At 57.1% G+C, this 2,318-nt stretch carries 4 protein-coding genes; all 4 read left to right on the top strand.

All coding sequences use genetic code 11. From position 1 onward, the window contains the following. Positions 1-466, top strand: a 466-nt coding sequence (locus ACQKP2_RS32525; protein WP_427582344.1) for an EF-Tu/IF-2/RF-3 family GTPase, incomplete at its 5' end; no start/stop codon positions are given. Positions 467-625: 159 nt separating this feature from the next. After that, positions 626-1,027 carry a 30S ribosome-binding factor RbfA gene (gene rbfA / locus ACQKP2_RS32520; protein ID WP_427582343.1) on the top strand — a complete coding sequence of 134 codons (402 nt, stop codon included), beginning with the start codon at positions 626-628 and terminating at the stop codon, positions 1,025-1,027. A 3-nt stretch (positions 1,028-1,030) separates the two neighbouring features. After that, entirely contained in the window at positions 1,031-1,948 is a 918-nt protein-coding gene (gene truB / locus ACQKP2_RS32515) for a tRNA pseudouridine(55) synthase TruB (protein ID WP_427582342.1), read from the top strand. A 142-nt stretch (positions 1,949-2,090) separates the two neighbouring features. Then, positions 2,091-2,315: a 30S ribosomal protein S15 gene (rpsO, locus tag ACQKP2_RS32510; RefSeq protein WP_427582341.1), complete on the top strand. Its 225-nt coding sequence runs from the start codon at positions 2,091-2,093 to the stop codon at positions 2,313-2,315. Positions 2,316-2,318 lie beyond the last annotated feature (3 nt).

Genomic DNA, 2,318 nt, shown 5'->3' with positions numbered 1-2,318 from the left:
GGCACTGGCTTCCAACGCTGTACTGTTCGGCTTCAACGTGCGTGCCGATGCCGGTGCTCGCAAGATCGTCGAGCAGGAAGGTCTGGATATGCGTTACTACAACGTGATCTACGACATCATCGAAGACGTCAAGAAAGCACTGACCGGTATGCTCGGCAGCGACGTTCGCGAGAACATCCTGGGCGTGGCCGAAGTACGTGACGTGTTCCGCTCGCCGAAGTTCGGCGCGATTGCCGGTTGCATGGTGATCGAAGGTACTGTTCACCGTAACCGCCCGATCCGTGTACTGCGTGAAGACATCGTTATCTTCGAAGGCGAGCTGGAATCCCTGCGTCGCTTCAAGGATGACGCTTCCGAAGTGCGTGCCGGCATGGAGTGCGGTATCGGCGTGAAGAGCTACAACGACGTCAAGGTCGGTGACAAGATCGAAGTCTTCGAGAAGGTTCAGGTTGCTCGCAGCCTCTGACTCGCGCACTTCAAGAGCCGTGATGGCCAGCCGCATGCAATTGCGCGGCGCATCTCCCGGACTCTAAACGCAACGCCCGGTCTGGCTTTTGTCAGGCCGGGCGTTTGCCGCTTTCAGACCTCACGGGTTTCACCGTGGGGCAGTAACAGGTAACAAGACATGGCAAAAGAATACAGCCGTACCCAACGTATCGGCGATCAAATGCAGCGCGAGCTGGCACAACTGATCCGTCGTGAAGTCAAAGACCCGCGCGTCGGCCTGGTCACCATTACCGCAGTGGAAGTCAGCCGTGACGTCGGTCATGCCAAGATTTTCATCACCGTAATGGGTGCGAACGGTAGCGAAGACATCGCGCAAAGCATCAAGGTGCTCAACTCCGCCGCCGGCTTCCTGCGCATGCAGCTGGCTCGCGAGATGAAGCTGCGCAGCGTTCCACAATTGCACTTCCACTACGACGAAAGTGTCGCGCGCGGTGCGCATCTCTCGGCCTTGATCGAGCGTGCGGTGGCTGAAGACGGCCTGCATTCGGTTGCGGCAGAAGCCGAAGACACCAAGGAGTAATCGGTGGCTCAGGTCAAACGTATTCGTCGTAACGTCAGCGGCATCATTCTGCTCGACAAACCGCTGGGGCTCACCTCCAACGCGGCGCTGCAGAAGGTTCGCTGGTTGCTCAATGCCGAGAAGGCCGGTCACACCGGCAGTCTCGATCCGCTGGCTACCGGTGTGTTGCCGCTGTGCTTCGGTGAGGCGACCAAGTTCTCGCAATACCTGCTCGATTCCGACAAGGGTTACGAAACCCTGGCGCAACTGGGCAAGACCACAAGCACGGCAGATGCCGAAGGTGAGGTTTTGCAGGAGCGTCCGGTGACCGTTGGTCGCGCCGATATCGAAGCGGTACTGCCCGGTTTTCGTGGGGAAATCAGTCAGATACCGCCGATGTATTCGGCACTCAAGCGTGATGGACAGCCTCTTTACAAGCTGGCCCGTGCGGGTGAGGTAGTGGAGCGCGAACCGCGTTCTGTTACTATTACGCGCTTGGACTTGCTGGCCTTCGAGGGTGACACTGTGCGGCTGGCAGTGGGTTGCAGCAAAGGCACCTATATCCGTACTCTGGTGGAGGATATCGGTGAACAACTCGGTTGTGGCGCTTACGTTGCAGAGTTGCGACGTACCCAGGCCGGGCCTTTCACGCTGGCCCAGACGGTTACGCTGGAAGAGCTGGAAGCGGTACATGCCGAAGGCGGTAACGAAGCGGTGGATCGCTTCCTGATGCCATCGGACAGTGGCCTGCTGGATTGGCCGCTGTTGCAGTTCTCGGAAGCGAGTGCGTTCTATTGGCTCAACGGTCAGCCAGTACGCGCCCCGGATGCCCCGAAGTTCGGAATGGTACGAGTACAGGATCACAACGGTCGCTTCATCGGTATCGGTGAAGTGAGTGAAGACGGGCGCATCGCGCCACGTCGTTTGATTCGGTCAGAATGACCGGAACCAGTCTGTGTAAAAGCAGGCTGGCGAGGGTGGCTGTTAACAGGCACGGTCACTACTCATTTTTTGATACAGGGATTTGTCCCTGGCCTGTTGAAACTGTTTTTCTGAAACAGTTTCCTGATAAAAGGATTGCCTCATGGCTCTCAGCGTTGAAGAAAAAGCTCAAATCGTTACCGACTACCAGCAATCCGTTGGTGATACTGGTTCGCCAGAAGTGCAAGTTGCACTGCTGACCGCCAACATCAACAAGCTGCAAGGTCACTTCAAGGCCAACGGTAAAGATCACCACTCCCGTCGAGGTCTGATCCGCATGGTTATTTACGTAAGGGGCACGAGCCAAGCTCGTAGGAAATCACCCTGATAA

Origin of the sequence: Pseudomonas sp. NPDC089569, from assembly GCF_050280625.1 — a bacterium.
In the GTDB taxonomy this organism is placed as follows: domain Bacteria; phylum Pseudomonadota; class Gammaproteobacteria; order Pseudomonadales; family Pseudomonadaceae; genus Aquipseudomonas.
Note: the sequence above shows the minus strand (reverse complement) of the source record. Positions and strands in the feature narration are given on the sequence as shown.

Bases quoted from the DNA above. Each gene is read 5' to 3' on its own strand.
- rbfA (WP_427582343.1), top strand. From the start codon at position 626: ATGGCAAAAGAATACAGCCGTACCCAACGTATCGGCGATCAAATGCAG.
- rpsO (WP_427582341.1), top strand. From the start codon at position 2,091: ATGGCTCTCAGCGTTGAAGAAAAAGCTCAAATCGTTACCGACTACCAG.